The 23,332-nt window shown below is 50.7% G+C and carries 17 protein-coding genes and 1 tRNA gene; 4 read left to right on the plus strand and 14 right to left on the minus strand.

The annotated features are described in order from the left end of the window. Positions 1-1,578 carry an AMIN domain-containing protein gene (locus NDI52_RS00115; RefSeq protein WP_190771312.1) on the minus strand — a complete coding sequence of 526 codons (1,578 nt, stop codon included), beginning with the start codon at positions 1,576-1,578 and terminating at the stop codon, positions 1-3. Between the two features lie 136 nt (positions 1,579-1,714). After that, positions 1,715-2,023, minus strand: a complete 309-nt coding sequence (locus tag NDI52_RS00120) for a hypothetical protein (protein ID WP_190771313.1) — start codon at positions 2,021-2,023, stop codon at positions 1,715-1,717. A 50-nt stretch (positions 2,024-2,073) separates the two neighbouring features. Between NDI52_RS00120 and NDI52_RS00125 the strand changes: the two genes are divergently transcribed. Next, positions 2,074-2,162, plus strand: a tRNA-Ser gene (locus tag NDI52_RS00125). 245 nt (positions 2,163-2,407) lie between these two features. On the opposite strand, the gene NDI52_RS00130 is transcribed toward NDI52_RS00125, so the two are convergent. The 5 genes from NDI52_RS00130 to NDI52_RS00150 form a co-directional block, all read right to left on the minus strand. Beyond that, a complete protein-coding gene (locus NDI52_RS00130; protein WP_199307963.1) occupies positions 2,408-2,911 on the minus strand; it encodes a hypothetical protein in 504 nt (167 codons plus the stop codon). Between the two features lie 729 nt (positions 2,912-3,640). Then, the gene (locus NDI52_RS00135; protein WP_190771314.1) at positions 3,641-4,468 is read right to left on the minus strand and encodes a DUF1206 domain-containing protein; all 828 of its coding nucleotides are present in this window, start codon (positions 4,466-4,468) and stop codon (positions 3,641-3,643) included. A gap of 653 nt (positions 4,469-5,121) precedes the next feature. Beyond that, positions 5,122-6,681, minus strand: a complete 1,560-nt coding sequence (locus NDI52_RS00140) for a sodium:proton antiporter (protein ID WP_348256308.1) — start codon at positions 6,679-6,681, stop codon at positions 5,122-5,124. Positions 6,682-6,977: 296 nt separating this feature from the next. Beyond that, entirely contained in the window at positions 6,978-7,787 is an 810-nt protein-coding gene (locus tag NDI52_RS00145) for a glucose 1-dehydrogenase (protein WP_190771350.1), read from the minus strand. 233 nt (positions 7,788-8,020) lie between these two features. Beyond that, on the minus strand, positions 8,021-8,212 hold the full coding sequence (locus tag NDI52_RS00150) for a hypothetical protein (RefSeq protein ID WP_190771316.1): 192 nt from the start codon (positions 8,210-8,212) through the stop codon (positions 8,021-8,023). 566 nt (positions 8,213-8,778) lie between these two features. Here NDI52_RS00150 and NDI52_RS00155 point away from each other — a divergent pair. Then, positions 8,779-12,498: a GAF domain-containing protein gene (locus NDI52_RS00155; RefSeq protein ID WP_190771317.1), complete on the plus strand. Its 3,720-nt coding sequence runs from the start codon at positions 8,779-8,781 to the stop codon at positions 12,496-12,498. A gap of 434 nt (positions 12,499-12,932) precedes the next feature. Here the strand turns inward: NDI52_RS00155 and NDI52_RS00160 are convergent, their stop codons facing one another. From NDI52_RS00160 to NDI52_RS00170, 3 genes are all read right to left on the minus strand, one after another. Beyond that, positions 12,933-13,490 (minus strand): hypothetical protein, encoded by a 558-nt coding sequence (locus NDI52_RS00160; RefSeq protein ID WP_190771318.1) that lies wholly within the window; start codon positions 13,488-13,490, stop codon positions 12,933-12,935. 232 nt (positions 13,491-13,722) lie between these two features. After that, entirely contained in the window at positions 13,723-14,163 is a 441-nt protein-coding gene (locus NDI52_RS00165; RefSeq protein WP_190771319.1) for a hypothetical protein, read from the minus strand. Positions 14,164-14,873: 710 nt separating this feature from the next. Next, positions 14,874-15,158, minus strand: coding sequence for a hypothetical protein (locus NDI52_RS00170; protein ID WP_190771320.1), 285 nt, complete (start codon positions 15,156-15,158; stop codon positions 14,874-14,876). 336 nt (positions 15,159-15,494) lie between these two features. Between NDI52_RS00170 and NDI52_RS00175 the strand changes: the two genes are divergently transcribed. Both NDI52_RS00175 and NDI52_RS00180 read left to right on the plus strand, forming a co-directional pair. After that, positions 15,495-17,231, plus strand: coding sequence for a nucleoside transporter C-terminal domain-containing protein (locus NDI52_RS00175; RefSeq protein ID WP_190771321.1), 1,737 nt, complete (start codon positions 15,495-15,497; stop codon positions 17,229-17,231). Next, positions 17,228-17,611 (plus strand): nuclear transport factor 2 family protein, encoded by a 384-nt coding sequence (locus NDI52_RS00180; RefSeq protein WP_190771322.1) that lies wholly within the window; start codon positions 17,228-17,230, stop codon positions 17,609-17,611. The genes NDI52_RS00175 and NDI52_RS00180 overlap by 4 nt, the downstream gene beginning before the upstream one ends. Before the next feature lie 160 nt (positions 17,612-17,771). Here the strand turns inward: NDI52_RS00180 and NDI52_RS00185 are convergent, their stop codons facing one another. The 4 genes from NDI52_RS00185 to NDI52_RS00200 form a co-directional block, all read right to left on the minus strand. Then, positions 17,772-18,452 carry a shikimate kinase gene (locus NDI52_RS00185; protein WP_348256309.1) on the minus strand — a complete coding sequence of 227 codons (681 nt, stop codon included), beginning with the start codon at positions 18,450-18,452 and terminating at the stop codon, positions 17,772-17,774. Beyond that, positions 18,370-19,506, minus strand: coding sequence for a hypothetical protein (locus NDI52_RS00190; protein ID WP_190771323.1), 1,137 nt, complete (start codon positions 19,504-19,506; stop codon positions 18,370-18,372). The genes NDI52_RS00185 and NDI52_RS00190 overlap by 83 nt, the downstream gene beginning before the upstream one ends. A 327-nt stretch (positions 19,507-19,833) precedes the next feature. Then, positions 19,834-20,475 (minus strand): UbiX family flavin prenyltransferase, encoded by a 642-nt coding sequence (locus NDI52_RS00195; RefSeq protein WP_190771324.1) that lies wholly within the window; start codon positions 20,473-20,475, stop codon positions 19,834-19,836. 204 nt (positions 20,476-20,679) lie between these two features. Next, the gene (locus NDI52_RS00200) at positions 20,680-23,064 is read right to left on the minus strand and encodes a ribonuclease R family protein (RefSeq protein WP_190771325.1); all 2,385 of its coding nucleotides are present in this window, start codon (positions 23,062-23,064) and stop codon (positions 20,680-20,682) included. Between the last annotated feature and the right edge of the window lie 268 nt (positions 23,065-23,332).

Below are 23,332 nucleotides of genomic sequence, written 5' to 3' on the forward strand. Positions count from 1 at the left end.
TTATGGTGTTGGCGATCGCATCAGATCTCGGTCAACATCTAGCTCAATCACCGTGTTGGGTTCAATGGATTCGTCTCTAAAGATGGCAGAAGCTCCCTGGATCATGAGAACCGTGTCATTGAGAGCGATCGCCTGAGCAATAAACCGATAGCCTCGACCATCCCGCTCAAAACGGCCAATGACTTGGGTCCCTGCGGGTACGAGCACCGTTCCCTGGCTATCCTCTACAGGGTTTGCTAACACCAGCACTTCCTGCCAGGGGCGATCGGACAGCTCCAGAGATGAAGGGCGAGGATATCGGAGCTGCAGTGTCTGTCCGGCTGGAATTAGCACGTTGGGTTGGGTTGGAGCCGCAGCTACAGACTCAGGCTCCGTCACCGGAACGATAGAATCTAGTGGAGGCACGGCAATGGCTGGCGCATCGGTTGCAGGATCTGTGGGAGGCAAGGCCGAGACACGGGATGGCATTGCTGAAGAACTGGCTTCGTTGTCTGAAAGTGTTGGGGCTGGGAAATCGATAGGAATCTCAACGGCATCCGGAAGGTTTGCCGAGTTCAGGGCCTCATCATCCCCCTGAGTTGCCGTAGACGTTTCGGGTATTAAGGCCGCTTCAGGGCTGAGAAATTCGGCTCCCTGGCTATTCAGGGTGGGAGACTCATCTGATAACCGTGGGGGTTCTGTGATTACCGTTTGATTGGAAGGTACGGCTAATGGTGCTGATGCAGGATTGGTATCCGGTGGGGACTCTGTAATGGCGATCGCAGGGTCTTCAGGCGTCACCATATCCATGGGTGCTTCCGCCGCTTCAATGTTCGCCTGGGTCGGGCTCGGCGCAGGCTCCTCCAGTGGCGGCGCATCAAGCGTAGACCTAGAGTCTTCAGAGAATGCCATTCCCATGGTCGGGTCAGGTTCGGGTGGAGGCACGGCAATCGTAGCCCCACTGCCCTCAGGTATTGCCATCGCCGGATCTGGTTGAACTATGGCGGGGACAGCACTCAACGTTGGTTCAACTGGAACAGCAGGGGCGATTGCCGGGGCCACGTCGGCAGGAGAAGGTGTTATGGGGCCGGGAGAATTGATGGCCACATCATTTTGAGTGTCCTGAGCCGGAGCCATACCCACAAGTAAAGGGCGTAGCGTCCATCGGGCTTCTCCAGTCGCAAGGGTTTCAGCTCGGTTCAATTCCACCTGACCTGGGGCCAGTTCCACATCGGGGCTGAGCTCCAGAACGATACGGGTTAGCCCCGGCTCAAATTGAGCTACACGCACCCGGCTGACTACCCCACTAAAGGTTTGTTCCCCAGCAGAGGCTCCAGCATCGACCGCAGGGATGTCCACAACAATGCGAGCAGGCTGGGCCAACAAAAAATAACGGGGGGTAGCACCACCCGGTAACACGACTTCGAGTTGTTGGCTATCTGTGTTAAAGCGCCAACTGGTGATCTCAGCGGGAGTAACGGCGATCGCCCGTTCCCCTTCCAGAAATCTGCCGGGTAAAACAACCCCAAAGCCTGCACTACATACTCCCAATAGGACTGCCCACCGTATCCATGCTGCTGCTCGTCGCCGATGTCCCATTGCTTGCTATTCCCCCATTCAAAGCCACTATTCGGTTAATTTTTGAGGTACGTATTTTAATGCCCGTGTGTCTAGCCTGGTTTCAGGACTCACACCGTCAGCTAGAGTTCATTTAATCGTAAGCAAAACCCCGCATCTAGTATCTGAAGAGATCCGAATGCCCCGTGTGTAGAGGATAGTGTACCTGAACCGCTTCAGTTGGTTTTACTTCTGGGATTCCTAAAAAAGTTAATATAACGGCCTTACTGAGTTGCTCCAGAAGGCTGAAGCGTGTCCGGCTACCTGAAAAAATCTGGGGAGCTGGTATCAGCCCAATTTTTTGAAAAAAAGTGAGGAGATACTTCTTGTCAGAGAACTCTGAATCCCTTGCTATAAAAGGAGTAGAGGCAATATCTAAAGCTTTTGATGAGAAGCGATCGCCCAATTTTTCAAGAAAAATCGTCAAAACCCTTTGACTTAGACAAAACCTCTGCTATTATTAATTTCCGGACGCCTGGAGAGGTGGCTGAGTGGTCGAAAGCGGCAGATTGCTAATCTGTTGTACGTTTTAGGGCGTACCGAGGGTTCGAATCCCTCCCTCTCCGTTCTTTGGTTCGTAAAGATGCGCCTAATATTCTAAGTTCTGCTTAAGCAGGATATAGAACGTTAGGCGCATCTTTATATTGAGAAGACATTAAAGTGCCGTTCGTAAGCCCTAAAAAAGAAAAAAGCATAGGCGCAAAGCAGCGGCCTATGCTGTGATCCAGATGTTTGACTTACTCAACTAATCAGAAAGGGATCCAGAAGGGTTGCTGTTTCGTGTGCCTAGGCACACGAAACAGGAGCTTAATTAGCGGTAGGTGCGAGTGGTGGTTTCGGGTTCGCGGTAGCGCACATCATCATCGTGACGCTTACGACCACCCAGGCCCAGCAGACCCAGTAAGCCCAGCAGGCCCAGCCAACCCCAGTCAGAGTCGTTATCTGTATCAGCAGCGTCCGTGTTGTCGAACTGCTGAGAAGAGGGGGAATTGGTGGTGTCAAAGGTGTCTGCGCCGCCCGTGGTGCCGGGAGCAGTGGTAGTGCCCGTGGCGCCGGGGTCAGTGGTGCCGGTGGTGCCACCCGAAATACCAGGATCGGTGGTACCGGTGGTGCCACCCGTCACACCGGTGTCGCTGGTGCCGGTTGTATCAGTACCAGTAGTGCCCATAGTATCTGTCGCGGGGGCAGAGGTGCTGGTGGTACCCGTTGTGCCTGTTGCATCCTGCGCCATAACGGAGTGAGTAGCGGGCAGTACTGCCAGGCCCAAAGCCAGGAACGAAGCTCCGGTAAGTTGTTGAATCTTGTTGATTTTCATGGTTTTCCCTCAATTATTTAGGTAACTCAACCGCAACTATGCGAGTAGTTCTGCGCGAGGAGGATTAAGTGTTCGGAACTCGTGTTTCAAATAACTCACTACTGAGATTAACCGTGTACCCTATGAAAATCCTCGTTCCAGAGATGGAATAAAAAAAGAACATTTCTCAGCCTAGAGTTTGACGGCTCATATCAGCTTGGCCATACGTTAGTAACTTTCAAATCATGGAATGGAAGCAGTACTCAAGTTCTTGCTTCATTGCATGATTTATTCTTATTAATGAGCTCCAAATTTATAGCTATTTTGTTTAGAACGTAAGGGCATATATAGTACCCTGTCCAGGGTTTTCTTCTTTTGTCCCAACTAGATCAATCGTGCGTGTGGTATTTCTGGGTAATGTGTGAAATGCCTTTTAGGAAACGAAACGAGCCCTATTCAGCCTCCTTTTCAAAGTCATTTAAGATTCTTATATATAACGAAAACTTCCTGGAAAAATGAGAAGCTTAGTATGAAAAATGAGAGTAATGTATCGAATCTAAACAACTGTTATTACTAATAAGTAAGGAGCTCTTTCTGACCTGGATACATCCCCTCTTGTAATACGTGTGTATGGACCTTATTCTCCTGATGCTTTACCAGAGGGAAGAAAAGTTTTGGATTTTTTAACAAGGCCCATATCTGGTATCGAACATGCGGGTTTAACCAGTTGCGCCTAATACTAAGACTCCATCAGGGTGAGATTTTGCGATATCGAGCCTGGGTTTCCATAAACACACCATAAGCGATTAGGCCCAGAGCTGTAATGCCCATGAGATAGGCACCCAGAGGTTGTTGTTGAATAGCTTGTAATGCCCCTTCTGTGTCACGGATTTGATTGGGATCTGCTGCTCGGGCTGCCAGAATCACAAAATAGCCAATGACAAGGGCCACAATTCCTTTCGCAAATAAACCGAAGCGAGAAATGCGTGTAACCCACTTCTGCGTTGTCTGGCTCATTTGGTCGAGCTTAAGCCGCCGCTGAAATTGCCGCGTGAAAGCCCGGTAAAAGCAATAAAATCCATAGCTGATAATAGCAACACCAATTAATCCTAGTAGCCACTGTCCAAAGGGTTTGGATAAAAGTGTTGCAGCTTGTTGGCTGGAGCCTCCTCCACTACTCGCTGGATTGCCCAAAGAAACTCGAAGAGCAAACCAGGTTAAGCTTGCATAAATCAAGCCACTGATGACGTAAGAAAAGCGTCTTGCGATCGCCCCTGCTCCCCTGTCATTATGTTCTGGGTCCCAAATAGTTTGAACTACTTGCCAGACAACGTACCCAATTAACCCAAGGGCAACTAAGAACAGTAATATACGACCGAAGGGCTGAGTCGCTACCGTTTGCAGGGCTCCCTGAGAGTTGGTAACTTTTCCTCCCCAATGAAAAGCCGCCTGAAAAGCCAGGATACCTACAAGTATGTAAACGATTCCTTTAGCAGCATAACCAAAGCGGGCGAACCGCTCAATCCACTTTGCAGGCTCTTGTTGTAAGGCCGATTCAGGCACGTGATTTAATTTCATAATGTAGATTCAATCAATGTAGCTATTAGCTTTGATGAAAATAGAAATCTATCGAAAGAGAGAGCAGTCTTCTTTAAAGCAGAAATAGTAAGGGAAATACTGTTTCATTCAACCCTGTTTGGAAAGATTTCACATCCCTCTTATGTTGGATCTCTATTGTTTGGAGTGGCTCATCGTGTTCTCACTACACTAATTGAGAACATGCCACGTTTAATTAACAGGCTACAAAAAGCTCAAAAAACGTATTTGTCAAAACATTGTTTTTGGACTTCTGACAGTTTGAGGTTGTGTTCTAGGAGCTGTTTTAAGACTTGTTTTTTGTGCACTTGCGCACGAAAAATAACCCTTTTATTGCGCTTTAAAGCGCAATAAAGAAGTGCTAAAGGCTCTTCTCATAACATTCAATCGCACTCTAGTGCTTAGGGTCTTAAGGTTGCCTATGTTTAACCTGAGTTCGGGTTAAGGGCGTTTTCGAGTGCCGCGCGTTGCGCGGCACTCGAAAACGCTCATTTTGGCGTGCGCAAAGCGCACGCCAAAATGAGCACTTCAGCTTATCCCGAACTGAGGTTATGTTTAGTGGAGTGTGAAACACCCTACTCCACTAAACATAGGTTGATTTCCCCCATGCAATACTAGAACAGCGCTGTACCGTACTAATGATGATGGATTGGGTCCAGTAATCCAGGTAACTCCTGGTTAATGCGGCCCGATCGCACGAATTCTGTATAAGTTGCGGTCTCTATCGCAAACAGCTCCTGCTGAAGCTGTTTTGCCCCAACTTCCAGGAGCTCTGGGTCTTCCTGACAAAGCTTGCTGCCTTCTACTTGTAGAGTTTCGAGTTGTTGTCTGATTTCAGCTTCCTTGGCTTGATGAATGACCAGCTCAACACCAACTTTGGATTCAGGTTGCTGTAAATAGTTGAGAATGCGATACAGGGCAGCTTGGCGGGAAAGGATTTCTAAATAACGATCGCGTAATGGGCTAGATTCTGCCAAGTGCAACGCTTCCAGTAAAAACTTAGCTGTGGAGCCCTGCAGCAGTGTTGTGAAAAACACAACCCCAAAAACTGCTGTCAAAATAGCTTGGCGTTCTGGTAGATCAGCAGGAACGCTCAGGGCGAGGGCAAGGGATACACCGCCGCGCAGGCCACTCCACCAGAGCATCGTTTGCGTGCTGAGGTCGATGTCTAACTGGGTGAGCCGATTGCTCAAGAAAGTTAAGCCAAAGATGCCAATGGCCCGAGTGATTAGAACAGCTACAAAGGCCAGACCAATTAAGGCAAGCTCACTGCGATTATTGACCGGATGAAACTGGTCACCAATTAGCAAAAATAAAATGGAGTTCGTGAAAAACGCCACAAATTCCCAGAATTCGCTGACAGCGATGCGGGTGCGGGGGTTCATCCCAATGCGAGAGCCAAAATTGCCGAGGATCAACCCGGTGGTAACTGTACCAATCACCCCAGAGCCTCCTAGACTTTCGGCAATCAGATAAGCCGAGTAAGCTGAAACGAGCGTCAGGGATTGTTCCACCAGAGGTAGGTCGAACCGTTGCGTTAAATAGGAAATACCAAAGCCTAACAACAACCCCACCAGTAGGCCCACTCCCACTACTGTCAGAACATCGACCGTTAACCGTTGAGGATCAAAGCTGTCGGTTCCCAAGGCGATGCCAATAATCAACCCGAAGGCGACCACGGCAGTACCATCGTTGAACATACTTTCGCCTTCCGCCAGAGCTTTTAATCGTGGAGGGGCACCGAGTTCCCGGAGTAGGGCACTGACGGAGACGGGATCAGTAGCCGCCAGACAAGCACCAATTAACAGGGCAACAGGCAGGCTGATGCCGCTCCATTGGGCTAGAGGAAGGGCAATACCCAGGATAGTAAGCGCAACGCCGATGGTAACAAAAAGGGTAATCGGCAAGAGATGGCGCTTTAAGTCATCCCAGTTAAGATTCCACGCTGCTTCGAACAAGAGGGGAGGTAGAAAAATCCACAGAATTAATTCAGGTGATGGAGTGAAGAAGCGCACATCCAACAGGGCTAATCCCATTCCTGTTAAGACCAGCATTAGTGTGTAAGGTACCTTCTGCAGCCAGGGCACGATTTGGGATAGGGTTGCAACTACCAGGGCCGCAGAAATTACCAATAAAAACTGCTTCAGATTTTCTTCGATGGCAACGGGCTCAACTGCAGTACTTAGTAATGTCATAGGGGCTTAGATCATTACAGGATAACAACCTCATTGTAGAAGTGTTGCCGATGGCAGTGCCCGGTCCAACTTTGGTGGTAGGATGCTCACCCACTACAATACTCTGGACAGTTTTTCTGAAACCATTGATTTTGCGTGCGCGAAGCGCACGCAAAATCAATGGTTTCAGAAAAACTGTCCGAACTAATGCACTAAAGAACTGCCAAAAATCCATGCCGTGTATTGGTTATCGAGCCTGCAATCCACCAGTTGTGTGGCACGAAATGCCACACAACTGGTGGATTGGAGCTGGAGTGTCAGGCTGACCAGGGTTCTTGAAAATCAGCGTAGAGCGTCAGTCCCCCATCAATGTACAGAGTTTGTCCAGTGATATAAGTGGCTTCATCAGAGACAAGAAATGCGACTGCTGCCGCCATTTCCTCGGAGTTGCCGGCGCGGCCCATAGGGATATGGCTTTCGACGATCGCCTTTTGCTCTGGATCATCGGTCCACGCTTGATTGATCGGGGTGATGGTGGCTCCGGGGGCGATCGCATTCACCCGAATCCCCTGCTTTGCATACTCTAGAGCTAGAGTACGGGTCAGGTTTCCCATGCCTCCTTTGCTAATGGAGTAACTGATGTAGGAAGGGCGCGGAATGATTTCATGAACACTGGAGATATTGATAATGACCCCAGGGTGTTGGTGCTCAACCCAGCATTTGATTGCTTCCCGAGCGCACAGGTATGCACCCCGCAAATTGGTGCCAATCACCCGATCAAAGTCGTCTGTTGGAACTTCGTGGGATGGCTTTTCAATCTGAATTCCCGCATTATTAACGAGAATATCCAGGCTCCCAAATTTATCCACAACCGTGTTCATCATGTTCAGAATGTCTTGCTCTTTGGAGACATCTCCTTTGATCAACAAAGATTGCATGCCGCATTGTTCTACCTGGCCGCAGGCTTGCTGCATGGCGATCGCTTCCGTATCCTCCGCTTCCTCCGCATTGCTGCGGTAGTTGATGGCAATGTTGCAACCTTCCTCAGCCAAACGAATGGCGATCGCCTGACCAATACCTGAGCTTGCGCCCGTAATCAATGCGGTTTTTCCCGTCAGTCCTTTCATGGTGTGGTGGAGATGGAGTGGGCGACTGCTCAATGCTGAATAGTTGAATAGCATAGTCATACCGCCACACTCTAAGGAACCCTGATGACGACAGACGTCCGTCAGAGGTGAGATTTTAGCTCCACCTGATCTCCCTCATGAAAGGGAAAAACTGGCAATCTACTGGGGCTGAGCTACTTACAAAGGGGTTTCTTAAGTAGCAAAATTGCATTTCTCAAAGCTTTCTTTAAACGCTATTTGAAATTCAAAAATTTACTTTCATATGTTTTGTGATGGAAAAATAAACTTTTAAGTTTGAGAACTTCTAAAGCTTTGGAAAAGCTCTGACATTCTACTAATTGATGTAGGAATTTTATTGGAGGTGTTTCTGAGGTTGTAATGGCAAACGGTAGCCCTGTTGTTGCAACAACGTTGGCGATCGCCATGGGCGAAAGCTAAACTTTGAGCTTCCATATTTGATCACAGTAATGCCTGGTTTTGCTGCTAGACAGGTGCCATTCCTGTCTCATTAATAGCTGTCAGTAGAACTTAGGAGATTTCTGAGAAACAATATCCCCATTATTTGGAAAAAAGGCGCGGCGAAGCCGCGCCTTTTTTCCAAATAATGGGGAAGTTCTTATCTGGAAATCTCCTTAAAGCGTAGATACAGGGTTCAAAAATAAAAAGTACCCTCAAGTCTTACGATTCGCTAACGACTGAATAGATTGATTTAGAGACTGGTCACTCTATGTCTAGGAAATGGTAACAGTGCTTTTATACAGCAGCTTCAAGTATTGGACTGTCTCTCCTAATAAGAGGCTGCTGTAGCAAGGATCGTAAGGGGACGGGTAGGATGAACTTAAAAAATCCTTGGATATCAAACTTGTTTCACAGAAGATCCATCTGGGGTTTGCTTCTTCTAATCAGCTCAGGATTTCTAGGAAATTATTTTCGGCTGACATTATTCTTCAACATTGATTTTATTTTTGGCTCAATCGCCGTTTGGATCGTCATGTGCTTGTATGGCGTACGGTGGGGAACCCTCGCGGGTTTTATCGCTGGCTCTTGCACTTATATTATTTGGCATCACCCCTATACAACGTTAACCTTTACCCTGGAAGCGCTGATTGTCGGTTGGTTGTTTCACCATCGGCACAGAAATAATATTGTGTTGCTGGATGCGGCCTTCTGGTTGGTAATTGGGATGCCTCTGGTGTGGCTGTTTTACGCCGTTATCTTGCAGGTTGATTCAACTCAGGCGCTCATTATTTTGTTGAAGCAACCCGTTAACGGTATCTTCAATGCCCTAATTGCCAGCCTGCTGTTAACTCATTTGCCGATTCATCAGTGGGTTGCTCGCCCTCCAGCACTTCGTACCCTCTCCCTACGGCAAATGTTGTTCAACTTGCTAACGCTTTTTGTGATGGTGCCAACGCTGGCGTTGATTATATTGACCAGCCGCCAGGTTGTGGATGATATCAAAACGGCAGCCTGGTTAGATCTTCAGGATGCCTCTCGTTATCTAACTGTAGAGATTAATACCTGGTACCAGCGCCGGTTGAGAGTAGTGCAGGCCCTGTCAAACTTGGCTCAAACCTCCTCCCTCGACAGTGATATTCTGCGGCAGCATGGAAACTTTATCCACCAGGTTTTTCCAGACTTACGTCACATTCACGTTTTGGATGTAACGGGACGGCGAGTGTTTGATGTGGAAAGTGCTACGGGCCAGGGGGAGAACGACTTTGACGAGCAGGCTTATTGGGAGATATCACGGCGATCGCCCCAACCCTATATCTCCCCGGTACGCCTGAGGCCGGGTGCCCATGATCAGCGTACCGTCCTGATCGGTTTACCCATTGTTCAGGACGGTACGCTGAAAGGGGCTGTGGTTGGTGAAATTGACCTGGTGGGGCTGACATCGCTTTTGAAAGCAAATGTCGATAATCAGGCGCTTAACTTTACGCTCATTGATCAGAACCAGAAGGTTGCAGCCAGTACCCTGCTGAAATGGGACCCACACCAGGCTTTTGACTGGCGCAAGGGTGGTGATATTGATCCGATTCGGGAGCAAACCTACCAATGGTTTCCCAATACGGGTTCACCGCTGGTCATGGTGCGTTGGATTAACTCTCAGTTTGTTCAGGAAGTGTCAATGGGGCATGGTCTCCCGTGGACGCTGATTGTGCAGATGGGAGCTACACAACACGTACACCACATCGAACGGGTGCATACGCGAAATATGGCCATCTTGCTGCTGGTATCTAGCTGTGCTCCCTTTGTATCCATGGTGGTGAGCCGACAGATTGTGAAACCCATTGCCCAATTAGCAGATGTCACGACCAACTTGCCTTATAAGTTGGTGGAACATGAACCCATCGATTGGGTACAAAGCCAGATTACGGAGTTTTCCCTGCTGGTTCAAAATTTCCGTACGATGGCTTTTAGCCTGCAGCAGAAATTTAGTGAAATTCAACAGGTCAACGCAACGTTAGAACAACGGGTTCAAGAACGGACTCAGGCCCTGCAAGAAAGCAATGCAGCCCTAAGCGAGAGCGAAACTCGATTTCGCCAGATGGCCGAAAATATCCGGGAAGTATTCTGGATGCGATCCGCCCATCGCACTCAGCTCCTGTATATCAGCCCAGCCTATGAGCTAATTTGGGGACGCACCTGTGAGAGCTTGTATGCAGAACCTCACTCCTTCCTGGGTGCTGTCCATCCTGAAGATCGAGAACGAGTTGCTAACATCTTCATGGATATTCAGGAGGAAATCCTGGGTCTTGAATACCGTATTGTTCATCCTGATGGTTCCATCCGGTGGATTTGGGATCGGGGTTTTACAGTTCGCAATGACGTTGGAGAAATTTATCGCATTGTTGGTGTGGCGCAAGATATTACGGAGCGCAAACAAGCCGAAATGATAATGCGGCAACAGGCTGAGCGTGAGCGGTTGCTGGGGGCGATCGCCCTGCAAATGCGGCAATCGTTACAACTAGACAACATCCTCAACACCACCGTCGCCGAAGTTCGCCAGTTTTTGCAAACAGACCGAGTCATCGTTTATCAGTTCCAGCCAGACTGGAGTGGAGTTGTAGCGGTGGAGTCGGTGGCGGAAGGCTGGCAATCTATTTTAGGCCGACGCATCACAGATGCCTATTTTGCTGAAACTCGGGGTGTTGCGTATAAACAGGGGCGCATCTTTGCCACAACTGATACTGAGACTGATAACCTGGCTGATTGTCACCGGGAACTCTTGATCCAGTTGCAAGTTAGAGCAACCCTGGTAGTGCCTGTTCTTCAGGGGGATGTGCTGTGGGGTTTATTGGTGGCCCAGCACTGCCGTGCCCCACGGGTTTGGCAGATGTCTGAGATTGACTTCCTGCGACAACTCGCAATTCAAGCGGCGATCGCCATCCACCAATCTGAACTTTATCAGCACGAGCAACGGCTGAATCTGATTTTGGAACATCAGGTGGAGGAGCGCACCGTCCAACTGCAACAGGCGCTGCGCTATGAAGCCATGATTACGCGCATGACAGACAAAGTGCGTGACAGCCTTGATGAAGATCAGATTTTACAGACAGCTGTTGAGGAGTTGGGGCGAGGTCTAGAGGTTAATAGCTGCGACACAGCCCTGTTCGATCTGGCCCAGGGGACGATGACCATTTCCCATGCCTATGGTCATGACGCCTCTACTCCCTATCCAAAGGTCATGTCAGCGAGAAAGTTCTCAGACATCTCCCCTCAACTTCTGAAGAGACAAAGTATTCAGTTTTGTGAGTGCCCTACCGTAGAGGCAAATCGGCACCCTCGCACCGTTTTTGCATGTCCTATTATGGACGATCAAGAAGTGTTGGGTAAACTGCGGCTGTTTCGTGATTCTGAAGCAGTTTTTAGTGAGTCAGAAATTCGGGTAGTGTCACAGGTGGCGAGTCAGTGTGCGATCGCCATTCGTCAGGCTCGTCTCTACCAGGCGGCTCAGGTAGAAGTGAAGGCTTTGGAGGAACTGAATCAACTCAAAGATGATTTTCTGAGCACGGTTTCCCATGAGCTGCGAACGCCTATCTCTAATATGAAAATGGCTATTCATATGCTCAGGATGATTCCCTCTGAAGAACGTCGCACGCGCTACATGGAAATTCTTCAGACAGAATGTGCCCGCGAAGTAGATTTGATTAACGACCTGCTCGACCTTCAGCGGCTTGCCTCAGGCACCCGTATCCTGGAGCCAGAAAGCATTCCCCTTCAGGAATGGCTGGAAGAATTGGTGGAACCCTTTCGGGAGCGTTGTCGTAATCGTCAGCAAACCCTTCAGGTTACCCTGGCTCCCAACCTCTCCACCTGGACGACCGATCGCTCCTGCCTAACGCGAATCTTGGCTGAGCTACTCAACAATGCCTGTAAGTACACCCCACCGGGTGAAAGCATTGACTTGTCCATCAAACCACTCAGCCTGAAGGCGACGGGTGAAATTAAGAACACCTTAGGTGGTCGTATTCCCGTTGTGACTGCACATCTCAAAATTACTGTTCGCAATACGGGGGTTGAAATCCCTGCCCAGGAGTTGCCCCGTATTTTTGAGAAGTTCTATCGCATTCCTGATATTGATCGCTGGAAGCAAGGGGGTACAGGGTTGGGATTAGCCCTGGTACAGAAACTCACAGAACATATTGGCGGTAAAATTTACGCTGAAAGTCATGCCAATGCTACCAGTTTCATTATCGAAATCTAGAGTTGGCTTAAAGGATTGTTTTTTCATGTGTCTCGTGTACGAAAAAACAATCCTTTAAGGCAATTCTAACCATGCCTCAATTGGGGAAAGGACGTATACATTCATGCCTCGTAGATTTATATAGCACTGTGCAAGTGCGTGAAGTACAGCGCTTTTCAAACGCTTAAAATCTGGTTGTTTTTGTGAGAGTCGCGCTCCGCGCGGCTCTCACAAAAACAATCGGGGCTGATTCAAGCGCAAAGCGCTGTAATCAACGCGTGCAGCGTTATGTAACCTGAGTTCGGGTTAAGGGCTTTTTCGAGGAGCGCTTTCCGAAAAAGCATAGTGCAGTATAAAGCCCCAGGTTTTTTGGGGAAAGCAGTCCAAACCGGCACTTTCCCCAAAAAATCTGGGGCTTTATGATGTTTACCATCCGGAATAAAGAACTGGAGGATTCAATCTTCCTTCTTTTTCCGGCGCCCGTTCGACGGTGTGGTTTTGCTGCGGGTCGAAGCCGAGCGGGTCTTAGTTTTGGTAGCCGTTGAGCTGGCCTTAGGCGCATTGCTGGCGGAGCGCTTGCGACGGCCAGTTGTTGCAGGTTCAGCCGCTTCACTGGCTTCACTCTCGGAAGGAGCAGGAGCTTCAGGTGCCACCGATTCCACACTCGTAGGCTCCGTTTCCGTTTCTTTCGTTGCGGCACGTCCCCGAGGCTTGCGAGTACGGCGAGGCTGCCCACCTTTGTCCTTACGCGAAGCTGCCAGATATCGCTTGAGTGATGAAACGCTGATAGAAATCCCTTTCTCTTCAAGCAATTCGGCAACCTCCTCGTGGGAGTAGCCCCGGTCAAGAGCCTGCACAATGGAGCCTTCAAGGGATTCAATGGCTTCGCGTAATGACCAGTTCTCCTTGGGCTTCTCGGGAAGTTTTTGGAGTAAATCACCGGCCTGCTGAATGGCAGCTTGTTGAACCAGAATCGAACCCGGTGGACGCTTTCTTGCTTTAGAAACTGTCATAGGAAATGTTTTGAAGTAGTTGTGAACAGTGGTAAAAACAGATTCCCGATGTTACCCATAGGGAATAATTCAGTGTATCTAAAATGAATCCGGTTGAATCATTTTTCCTGTGCACCTCATGAATCAGAATGATGTAAATCTGGTTGTTGAGTGTGGGTCTTTGCTGTTCTAGTTATGCTCCAACGCTCTGACAAAATGACTGAGGGTAGAAGCCATGGAAAAGGTGACACTGTTATTCAATCAAGTAAGCAATGACATCCTCAACGTGTTGACGATTGGCTGGCGAACGGGGGGCCTGAAGTGCTGCCACCAGGGGTGGTAAAGCCTTTGACTCGGCTTTAGAGAGCGATCGCGATGCATGTAAGGACGGTTTATCGGGCTCCGAAACGTCTGAGGGAGTGGATGGAGTGGTTGCTCCCCCCAGGTAGTAGCGCAATGAAGAAAGAGAAATTGGGACCCCAGACCGATTCAGGACGGCTACTACATCCTGGCGAGAATAGCCTTTATCCAGAGCAGCCTGAATGGGCTGTTCTAACTTGACGATCGCTTCTCCCACCGTAAAGCGATCGCGCTTTTTTTCAGACAACGCTTCTAAGGCCGCACGGGCCTCTTCAATTGTCGCAAGCGATAAACTTTGAGCTCGTGTTTGACGCTGAGTTGATGAGGATTTCATTAATTGGAAAAAGTGAGAAGGGTTCACAGAAGAATAGAATAATCGAACCAATAATCAGATGTCATAAAACATCAGGTCCGTGGAATACTTGCAGTCAGCTATAGCAAACAGAATGTGGTATTCATGAGCAACCGGGCTCAATGCTTTATGCTACTAGCTTACGGTGCCACAATATTACGGTTGCACAATATCCTGGCATCACTGCACACCGTGATGCTTATTATAGGCGTGACTATAAATTGAGCATCAGGATATCTCTGATTGTCATCCTCTGTCTCTAACTTGAGCAAGATATTTGTAAATCTACATTTTTCTAATGCTCAGTGCTCCAAGCAATCTTCGATACTCACCTCTACAATGCTCTGGATAGTTTTTCTGGAAACGCTTGATTTTTTGTGCATGAAGCACGCGTAAAAAATCAAGCGTTCCAGAAAAACTATGCGAATTGCTAAATGCTGACGCTGAATCCTATGTAACCTGAGTTCGGGATAAGCTCATTTTGGCGTTTTCGAAGATTATGTACAGTGCGTTAATCTCGAAAACACTTTTGGCCCTAAACCGAGTTTTTTGACCATATTTGAAGATAGGGGGTGCTTCGCACCCCCCATCTTCAAATATGGATTGATTTCCACTACTCAATGTTAGAGAGTCTGTTTGTGCACGCTGAATGCGCGCAAACAAATTCTCTCAAGTAGAACGAAGACCTGGCTTTATAGATCGTCCAACGGATCATTCTGAAATGTCGCAGACGTGTCAGGTTTATTTAATTCACTGGGTGGTTGCTCATTGCTCCAGCCCCACCAGGCTGCACCGCAATGACATAAGTAAAACATCTGCCACTTGCGACGATAGTCTTCTGTAAAAACGGGCGATCGCCGATTCAACCATACCTCAGTCGCTTCGCCAGCCGTTGCCCGACAGGTGGGACAGCTAAACTCCCAGGCATGGACCGCCGCTTCTGCCCAATCCGGAGGAACCGGTGCAAATGCATCCATGGGAAACCTTAGAACCTGTTACTCACTTATCCTAAACAGTTCTGCTGGAGTTGCCCTCCGTGAATTGGAGTAGTGGGCGGTGTGCGACCGTGCCCAAAATTATGAAATGGGATGGGGTGCGACTCCACATCCCATTTCATCGCTCCATTTAGCAACAGTCGAAATCAAGTACCCAAGATTAAGCTCACGCGTAGTGTGAGCTTAATCTTGGGTACTTTAGTTGAGAGGGTTTGCTTAGCAACAATATTCAATGTTCCGGACTGAAGGTTTTAGGCTACTGTTCTAAAGGTAAATAAGGTAAATGCCGTCATTGAGGCTTGCGTTAAGGAAGGGTCTATGGGGCTTCTCAACCTGATTTCATTGCTGGGCATGGTGGGGCTGTGTGCGATCGCCTGGCTATTTTCTGAAAATCGCCGCCCCAAGTATTTTCCCTGGCGAGTGGTGCTCGCTGGAATTCTCTTGCAGCTTATTCTGGGTGCCCTGGTTTTTTGGTTTCCCCTGACCCGCGACATTCTGCAAGTGTTCAGCGGTTTGTTAAATGTTGTGTTTGATGCCGCCGATGCGGGTGCGCGTTTTGTCTTTGGCCGTAATCTCGTGCCTGTGCCGGGGCAGGAGCCGTTGCTTCTATCGCCACTAGCGCCAGGGGCAGCGGCCTGCACTCCACCATCGGGCCTGGTGGTTCCTGGTTTTTGTGGTATTCAGCTGGGATATGTTTTTGCCTTCCGGGCATTGCCGGCCGTGATTTTCTTTTCGGGCCTCATTTCCCTGCTCTATAACCTGGGCATTATGCAGGCCATCACGAACTTCTTCGCCAAAGTGTTCTACAGCACGATGCGATTAAGTGGAGCTGAGTCTCTCAGTGGTGCAGCCAATATCTTTGTCGGTATTGAAGCAGCGATCGCTGTCAAACCGTTCCTTGCTTCCATGACTCGCAGTGAACTGTGCGCCATTCTGTCCTGCTGTTTTGGCACAGCAGCATCCTCGACGTTGGCAATTTACGTTAGCTTCCTCAAACCTGAATTCCCAAATATTCTGGGGCATCTGGTTTCTGCTTCCATCATGGCAATTCCGGCTTGCTTCCTGTTGTCAAAAATTCTGGTGCCAGAAACGACAATTCCTGTAACTGCAGGGGGCATTCCTGATGATTCAGTGTTGGTAGATTCAGGAGACCCAGCAAACAAAGCTGCTCGGGAAGCTGATTACGAGGATGATATTCCCCGAGAAACCGTTGCAGGCGAACCCATTCAGCGAGTGAGCCCGATGGATGCGGCCATTGTTGGTGCATTGGATGGGGTCAAGATGGCTGTGTCAATTGCTGCCGTTCTGATTCTGATTTTGGGTATCGTCTATCTGATCAACCAATTGTTTGGTTGGTTAGCCACGTTGCCCTATGGCGTCGGCGACTTTTTCACAGTCGTCACCCTGCAAAATATTCTAGGTGCTCTGTTCTTGCCCCTCACCGTTCTGACGGGGGTTTCCCTGGAGTGGAATGAACTGTGGGAATCATCAGTCATTATTGGTCGGCGGTTGTTTGAAACGGCGATTCCGCCCTACCAATCGTTAGCGCTTGCGGCGGCTCGTCCTGATAATCCCTTGAGCGATCGCGCTGTCCTTATTATCAGCTACGCCCTCTCAGGTTTTGCCCATTTGGCCTCTGTTGGTATCTTTGTGGGTGGTACAAGCGCCCTGATTCCTTCCCGCCGTCGGGACATCTCTGAGTTGGGTTGGAAAGCACTATTCATCGGTACCCTGGCGACGCTGATGATCGCCTGTGTTGCGGGTGTTTTCTATTTGCCCGGTAACAATGCCAGCATTCTGGGTGAACCGGTCGCACCCCAGGTAGCCCCCTCTCCCAGTGCGGTTCCTGTGCCGTCTGCTAGCCCCACACCCGAGGCTACAGTAACTCCCAACCGTACGGCTCCGGCGGGATCAACGTCTTCGCCATCTCCTGTGTCTCCCGCTTCGCCTAACCGTACCCGTACCCCTGGAGCATCGCCATCTGCTAGCCCTGAAGATGGTTCGGTTGGGATGCTCAATCTGGCTCCGGTAGCCTTTGCCCCTTCTTTGCGATGAGTGCGCCAGCCGTGTTATCGGCCAACACAGAGTTCTACCGGGCTTTTGAAAAGCGCGATCTGGATGCGATGGATGCGGTTTGGTCCAAGGGAACGGCCACGCTTTGCATCCATCCTGGCCGGATGGCCCTCAAAGGATGGGATGAGATTCGTCCCTCCTGGGAGCAAATTTTCAAAAACACTCGTTATTTAGAAATTGACATCGATGTTAAAACGACGGAGATTTCTGGGGATTTAGCTTACGTCGTGTTGGTCGAGACTGTGATGCAGGTGATTGGCAACCGCCGCATGCAAGCGAAATCTATGGCAACGAATATTTTCGAACGTATGGGCGATCGCTGGTATCTAGTCCATCACCACGGCAGCCCACTAGCATCATGAAGCCAAAGCATTAAAAGAGAGGACGAGTGCTTTGCACTCGTCCTCTCTTTTAATGGCTGTCGATTTATAGCGCTGTGCACGTTGATTAAGTACGGTGGTGTGGGGCACGTGGTGCCCCACACCACCGTTGCTGTACTTAACGCACTTGCATATTGCTATATCAGTTGTTAATCGCGGAATCTTCAGGGTTGAGGACTTTGCTCATGTCCGTTTGAACACGCTCGCTTACCCACTCTGGGGGCTCATCTCCCTGCAATACAACTCGTACATCCGCCTGAGAGTAGAGCGATCGCCGCTCCTCCAGCAACTTTTCTAGTTTGTTTTTGAGGTCAACATCCTTTAACAAAGGACGACTGGTATCGGCCTGGAGACGGCGACACAGATGCTCTACCGGCACGTCCAACCAAACCACTAGACCGTGGTGCAAAAAGCTCCAGTTCTGGCGGGCCAGTACAATGCCACCACCCGTTGCCACTACCATGCGGGAATAGCTGGCAACTTCTGAGAGCACCTGGGTTTCGAGCTGGCGAAACGCATCCTCTCCCGATTCTGCAAAAATTTCGTTGATGGGTTTTTGGGCAACCTGCTCCACCAGACTGTCGGTATCGATAAAGCGATAGTTCAGGTTCTTAGCCAAAAACTGACCTACGGTGGTTTTGCCACTGCCCATCATGCCAACCAAAAAAATATTGGTGCCCTTGAGGCGAGCAGCCAGATCGGGCGGATACCCGTAAATGTCTGTCATGGTGTGTGTTCCCTTAAAACTTGAGAGGTGGGTTGCCGTTGGGCGATCGCGGGGATGGGCCTCCATTGGGAGAATCCGGTTCGTCGGGGTCCTCATCCCAATCATCCCAGACTTCGCGATCACCCGTCACATCGGAATCCGTTACATCCGCGTCGTAAGTGCTATCCGCGTCAAAGTCTTCTTCATTGTCATCCCAATCATCGGTTGCGGGGGGGGCAGGAGGCGGTTCAGGGGTAGAGCGATACGGCGGAATGATCACACGGATACGAGGCTCCTCTGGGGGAGGGGCGGGTGTTTTCTCCTCAGTAACGTCTATCACAGGTTCTTGGATAACTGTGGTTCCATCATTGGGCGGTTTAGGAGTTACAACCTCCGGCTCTTCTTCAGTACGGTAGCTGAAGGAGTAAATGGTGCCAGTGCGCTCGGTGCTCTGGGGATCTCGACGGATTTCGACAATATCGCGGGCTGGTGGAACGTCTTCGGGCGGTGGCGGTGGTGGCGGTGGGACTGGTCGTACAGGTTCTTCCTCCCAATCATCCCAAACTTCTCCCTCTTCCGGTTCCTCATAGTAGTCTGGAGCACTGGCCCTATAGTCCGAATAGGAACTGGTGTAGGTGTTGTCGTAGGAATTGCTGTAGGAAGGCTCGTAGTCGGGTTCCGGATAGACGGTTTCCACATTCAGCGGGCGAAATTCCGCATCCCGGATGGGAGGTGTTGTGGGAGGCCGTACGGTTGTGCGCGGCGAGTCTTCGCCTCGGGCCCAGTCATCCCAATCGTCACCGCTGGAGGAGGCGCCCCAGTCATCGTCCTCGGATCGAGAACGGCGGCTACCATTGCGCGGAGTGTCTTGAGGTTCTGCCCCTTGCCCTGTCCAGGGAGGTGGCGTCCAGGGGGTACCAGAGGCCCCTGAACGGTTATTACGACCAGAAGAACGACGACGGGAACGGCGATTGCCTCCCAACTGCACCACTGCGCCGGTGAGAAGGGCTGTGATGGCTCCAGCCGCGATCGCCCCCAGCACCCACACGGCCACAGGCAACTCTACGGTCTTCATTCCCAAAATCGTCAGGGGCAATACAACGCTGCTGTTTTGCAAGAAAAACAGCACCAATACACCCACAACGGCTAACAGCAGTACAACTCTTACCATTCGCGTGTTCCGTCTCTGTTACCTTCGCTTTAAGGTTGAAGACATCAGCCCAGTGAAGTGGAAGGCAATACCTCACCCTTATACTACTTCTCCGGGCGTTGCTATTGCGTGAAGCCACATCTCCAGCAATTCTCAGTATGGGTTTCAAAGCTGAGAGTTCGTGCTCGAAGGGCACGAACTCTCAGCTTTGAAACCCGAAAATAGTCCGCCTTCGGCGGGCTATTTTCGGGTTGGATTTCAAAATGAGAATTGCTGCCACATCTCACACCAGACCCCAGAGTTATGCTATGGTTCGCGGCGACAACACGCTGGGGTCTGGTGTATTTGTTATTCAGGCTCGGATGACTCAGGATTTCGTCCTTCCCAACGCTGTAGAGGAACGCAATCAATGCCCACCTGATCGAGAGTCCGGGCCACAACAAAATCCACCAGATCTTCGATGGATTGGGGGTGGTGATACCAGGCGGGGATAGCCGGGACAATGCGGGCTCCCGCTTCAGCCAGAGTGGTGAGGTTGCGAAGGTGAATGAGACTAAACGGCGTTTCGCGGGGCACCAGGATGAGCGATCGCCCCTCTTTCAACTGCACATCTGCCGCCCGCTCTAGCAAATCCGAACTGAGCCCTGCCGCCAACTTGCCCACGGTGCTCATACTACAGGGAATCACGATCATTCCCTGGGTGCGAAACGAACCGCTGGCGATCGTCGCTCCTACGTCTCCCCAGGGGTGGCAGCGCAGCTTCCCTGCACTTTCCACTCCCGCCTGCTGTCGCCAGAATTGTTCCTGCCGCTCCGGTTCTACAGGAATTCGCTGACTGTGCTCTGCCTGCCACACCATATAGGTGGATTTGGAGGCCACCAGATCGACCGTGTAGCCAGCTTCTAAGAGGAACTTGAGCGATCGCACCGCATAAATCTGACCAGAGGCGCCAGTAATACCGAGAATGATGGGATGAGAAGAGGAAGGCACAGGCTAATTAAGAGTTAAGGTCAAGTGGACACAACGCCCCAACCTTGACCTTATATCAACTCCGGTTGATTCACCACATACAGCGCTTTGCGCTTGAATCAGTCACGGTTTTTTTGTGAGAGCCGCAGGTTCTTTAACCATCAGAAAAGAGCGTGACACGGAGTGCCACGCTCTTTCTTTAGTTTGCGTTGAGTTTGGAGGAGATTAATCTTCTGACTCAAACTCTTCGTGGTGTTCTGGCTCGGTAATGTTCAGATCCTCGTCATCGTCGCTGGCTTCGCTGCCGCCGCCTACAGCCAGCAGGTCAATTTGCTGACGGTAGTAGTCGACGCTCTTAACCTGAACTTCGACGCGATCGCCCAATCGGAACTGTTTGCGGTTCTTGCGACCCACCAGCTTTTGCTGGCGAGAGCGGAACTCGTACCAGTCGTCCTTGAGGGAGCTGACGTGAACCAGGCCTTCCACCAGCAGTTCTTCAATTTCTACGAAGAACCCGTAGGACTGTACGCCCGTGATGATGCCGTGGAACACTTCCCCGGTGCGAGCCTGCATATATTCGGCCTTCTTCAAGCCTTCCAGGTCGTCTTCGGCTTCCTGGGCCAGCTTCTCCTGCTCCGTCAGGTGCGTGACAACGCTGTTGAAGTATTCTGCCAGCTCGTCGTGCATGTCGGTGGGTAATACCGTCCAGCTAATGGCACCGTGGGCGGTGCTGCTGTATAGCTCGACTTTATCTTTGGAGCGGGTGGTCTTGCGATCGCGCCCATGCTCAAAGATGGCATGCAGCACCCGATGCACCAGCAGATCAGGATAGCGCCGTAGAGGTGAGGTGAAGTGGGTGTAAGCCGTTTCCAGGGCCAACCCAAAGTGGGCTCCGGAGGTGGTGCTGTAGACCGCAGGCTTGAGGGTTTCTAGCAGGAGGTAGGTCAGCACTCGCTCTGCTTGGGATTCCGCAAAGAACTGGGTGAGGTGCTGGTAGTCACGGGGGTGAACCTCCTCTTCCTTCTCGGGCTCGTATTCGATGCCCATGTTAGCCACCAGTTTCACCAACTCCTGCACATCCGCGGGGTCGGGGGTGCGGTGAACGCGGTAAACCGCAGGCACCTGCAGAGCGGCCAGGTGCTCGGCCACAAGCTGGTTTGCCAGCAGCATCAGCTCCGTGACAATGTTCCGCGCGGGCAGCACAGACGACACCACCATGGCTCCCAACTCCCCTTCGTCGTCGTATTGGAAGCGGGTAGAAAGGAATTTGCCGAGCTCGGGGTTGTGCTCTTCCGGGAAGATGCTCTCTGAGAGGCTGAGGTTGAAGGCTCCTCGCTTGAGACGCTGCTTCGCTAAAGCCTGGCTGATGAGGTTGAGTTGATCCATCAACTCAAACACAGGCTCTAGTGGCTTCAGCTCTTTCAGGGAGGGCAGGGGATAGGGAGATTCCGCGACGTCTTTCTGGTTGCGTTGCAGAATGGCCTGGGCCTGCTGGTAGTCCAGGTGGTGGTTGACCTGGATAATGCTCGGGTGAATCTCGTATTCCTGTACCTCGCCCTCGCTATTCAACAGAATCAGCAGGGACAGGGCCAGCCGATCTTCACCGGGCAGCAGGGAACAGATACGGTGCACCTGCTCGGGCAGCATGGGCACAACCACCTCGCCCAGGAAGACGGACGTCCCACGTTTCTGGGCTTCTACATCGATGGGCGATCGCGGCGCTACATAATACGACACATCCGCAATGTGTACGCCCAGACGCCACATGTCATCATCGACCTGCTCCAGGCTGAGGGCATCGTCGATGGCCGGGCTGTGGGGGTGATCTGGCCCATCGATGGTGATAACTGGAAGTGCCCGCAAATCCAGCCGCTTCTTCATGTCGGTCTTGCGGAGCTTGGTCGGCATATCCTTCGCTGCTTCCGTGACCGCTTCGCTAAAGTGGCGTGGCAAGTCATGTTTGCAGCAGACGATGTCAATGTCAGAGGCTTCCTGGGCATCCAGACCGAGGATTTGAGCGACCCGGCCAACGGGCAGGTTTTGGCCCAGGGGATAGCGCAGGATCTCAACATGCACCAGTTGATCCACGGCTTCATCCAGAGGCGGATCATCGCTGGGTAGGAGGTCCAGTTCAAACAAGAGGCGATCGTCTAACGGCATAGCCCGATAGCTCTTCTCATCGACCTTCTTAACGCGGGCCAGAACAGAACTATTGTTCCGCTCCAGAATCAGCCGCACTTCTCCTTCAGGGCTGCGGCGACGGCTGCCTTCTTTGGTAACCCGTACGAGAACGCGATCGCCATTCCAGGCTGTGTTCAACTGGCTTTCGCGGATATAAATATCCTCAGAACCTTCTACATCCTGAATGGCGAAGCAAAAACCCTTGCTGGAGCAGCGCAGTTTCCCTTCGACGACATCATCTTCGGTAACCCGGCGATATTTGCCCCGCTCTTTGGCCAGAATGCCAATGCGTTCCAGAGCATCCAGCGCAATGTGTAGCTGACGCAGACTGTCTTCGTCTTCACATTCGAGCTTTTTTTCGAGAGCTTTGGGAGCAACGAGCTTATCGTCCTGAAAGTTAGCAAGCAGTGACGCAATGGAAAAATTCATGTAGCGGTGAACCTCTTGTCACAGAATATAGTCCGACCCAAATCAGCAGACCAAAACTCTACGCAGTCTGCGGAACGCTGAACGAAACCAAAGAAATCGGGTCAACCAAAATGCTTCAGACCCGACATCAACGATTTCAAACTGGCTCAACGAGTGTCATCGCGATCGCAAGTTGACTCCAACTCCGATTTGAGTCACCCGGTGCCACCGACACTCCATCCTCAAAACCACCAGGAATTAGCTTTCGTCACATCCAGCTAATTTGGGC

Source organism: Leptolyngbya sp. PL-A3, from assembly GCF_039962325.1.
Lineage (GTDB): Bacteria > Cyanobacteriota > Cyanobacteriia > Elainellales > Elainellaceae > Vacuolonema.

Coding starts and splice junctions, on each gene's coding strand:
- NDI52_RS00115 (WP_190771312.1), bottom strand. CDS start 1,578: ATGGGACATCGGCGACGAGCAGCAGCATGGATACGGTGGGCAGTCCTA.
- NDI52_RS00130 (WP_199307963.1), bottom strand. CDS start 2,911: ATGAAAATCAACAAGATTCAACAACTTACCGGAGCTTCGTTCCTGGCT.
- NDI52_RS00135 (WP_190771314.1), bottom strand. CDS start 4,468: ATGAAATTAAATCACGTGCCTGAATCGGCCTTACAACAAGAGCCTGCA.
- NDI52_RS00140 (WP_348256308.1), bottom strand. CDS start 6,681: ATGACATTACTAAGTACTGCAGTTGAGCCCGTTGCCATCGAAGAAAAT.
- NDI52_RS00145 (WP_190771350.1), bottom strand. CDS start 7,787: ATGAAAGGACTGACGGGAAAAACCGCATTGATTACGGGCGCAAGCTCA.
- NDI52_RS00150 (WP_190771316.1), bottom strand. CDS start 8,212: ATGGCGATCGCCAACGTTGTTGCAACAACAGGGCTACCGTTTGCCATT.
- NDI52_RS00155 (WP_190771317.1), top strand. CDS start 8,779: ATGTGCTTGTATGGCGTACGGTGGGGAACCCTCGCGGGTTTTATCGCT.
- NDI52_RS00160 (WP_190771318.1), bottom strand. CDS start 13,490: ATGACAGTTTCTAAAGCAAGAAAGCGTCCACCGGGTTCGATTCTGGTT.
- NDI52_RS00165 (WP_190771319.1), bottom strand. CDS start 14,163: ATGAAATCCTCATCAACTCAGCGTCAAACACGAGCTCAAAGTTTATCG.
- NDI52_RS00170 (WP_190771320.1), bottom strand. CDS start 15,158: ATGGATGCATTTGCACCGGTTCCTCCGGATTGGGCAGAAGCGGCGGTC.
- NDI52_RS00175 (WP_190771321.1), top strand. CDS start 15,495: ATGGGGCTTCTCAACCTGATTTCATTGCTGGGCATGGTGGGGCTGTGT.
- NDI52_RS00180 (WP_190771322.1), top strand. CDS start 17,228: ATGAGTGCGCCAGCCGTGTTATCGGCCAACACAGAGTTCTACCGGGCT.
- NDI52_RS00185 (WP_348256309.1), bottom strand. CDS start 18,452: ATGAGGACCCCGACGAACCGGATTCTCCCAATGGAGGCCCATCCCCGC.
- NDI52_RS00190 (WP_190771323.1), bottom strand. CDS start 19,506: ATGGTAAGAGTTGTACTGCTGTTAGCCGTTGTGGGTGTATTGGTGCTG.
- NDI52_RS00200 (WP_190771325.1), bottom strand. CDS start 23,064: ATGAATTTTTCCATTGCGTCACTGCTTGCTAACTTTCAGGACGATAAG.